The 1,259-nt window shown below is 67.8% G+C and carries 1 protein-coding gene; it reads left to right on the top strand.

Translation table 11 applies throughout. The features are described from left to right. Window positions 1-1,259: amino acid adenylation domain-containing protein (locus AC0B61_RS37215; protein ID WP_471746970.1), on the top strand; the 1,259-nt coding region annotated here is incomplete at both ends.

Here is a 1,259-nt window from a genome sequence, read left to right as displayed (position 1 = left end):
GTGGTGGTGGGGACGTTGCCGGAGGTGTTCGCGGGGCAGGTGGCGCGGACGCCGGGTGCGGTGGCGGTCGTCGGTGACGGTGTTGAGCTGTCGTATGCGGAGTTGGATGCGCGGGCGAATCGGTTGGCTCGTTTCCTGGTGGGTCGGGGGGTTGGTCCGGAGTCGCTGGTGGCGGTGTGCATGCGGCGTGGGGTGGACCTGGTGGTTGCGTTGTTGGCGGTGATGAAGGCCGGTGGTGCGTATCTGCCGGTCGATCCGGAGTATCCGGTGGAGCGGATCGCGTTGACGCTGGCCGATGCGGGTGTGGTTGCGGTGTTGACCTCGGCCGAGTGTGTGGCGGCTCTGCCGGAGCGGTCGGGTGTGCCGGTCGTGGTGCTGGACGAGCCTGGGGTGGTGGCGGAGGTCGCCGGTCTGGGCAGCGGTGCGGTGGTCTCCGGGGTGCTTCCGGGGCATCCGGCGTATGTGATCTTCACGTCGGGTTCGACGGGGCGTCCGAAGGGTGTGGTGGTCTCGCACGGGAATGTGTTGGGGCTGTTCGCGGGGGCGCGGGAGCGGTTCGGGTTCGGTGGGGATGATGTGTGGACGTGGTTCCACTCGTTCGCGTTCGATTTCTCGGTGTGGGAGTTGTGGGGGCCGCTGCTGCACGGTGGTCGGGTGGTGGTGGTGCCGTTCGCGGTGTCGCGTTCGCCGGAGGAGTTCTGGGCTTTGGTGGAGCGGGAGGGTGTGACGGTTTTGAGTCAGACGCCGTCGGCGTTCTACCAGTTGGTGGCGGCTGAGGGTGATCGGGTGCGGGGTGGGAGCCTGCGTGTGGTGGTGTTCGGTGGTGAGGCGTTGGATCCGGTGCGGTTGGCTCCGTGGTGGGGGCGTCGGGGTGGTGGTGGTCCTCGGTTGGTGAACATGTACGGGATCACCGAGACGACGGTGCATGTGACCTTCCAGGAGCTCGCTGCGGACGGTGGTGTGGTGGGGAGTGTGATCGGTCGGGGTCTGCCGGGTCTGCGGGTGTTCGTGTTGGACGAGTTCCTGTGTCCGGTGCCGGTGGGTGTGGCGGGGGAGATGTATGTCGCGGGTGGGCAGTTGGCCCGTGGTTATGTGGGTCGTCCGGGTCTGACGGCGGAGCGTTTCGTGGCTTTGCCGTTCGGTCCGGCCGGGGGCCGGATGTATCGCACGGGTGACCTGGCGCGGTGGACGGCGGAGGGGTTGCTGGAGTACCTGGGGCGGGCGGACGAGCAGGTCAAGGTCCGTGGTTTCCGCATCGA

It is taken from the genome of Kitasatospora sp. NPDC023385, assembly GCF_055664045.1.
Note: the sequence above shows the minus strand (reverse complement) of the source record. Positions and strands in the feature narration are given on the sequence as shown.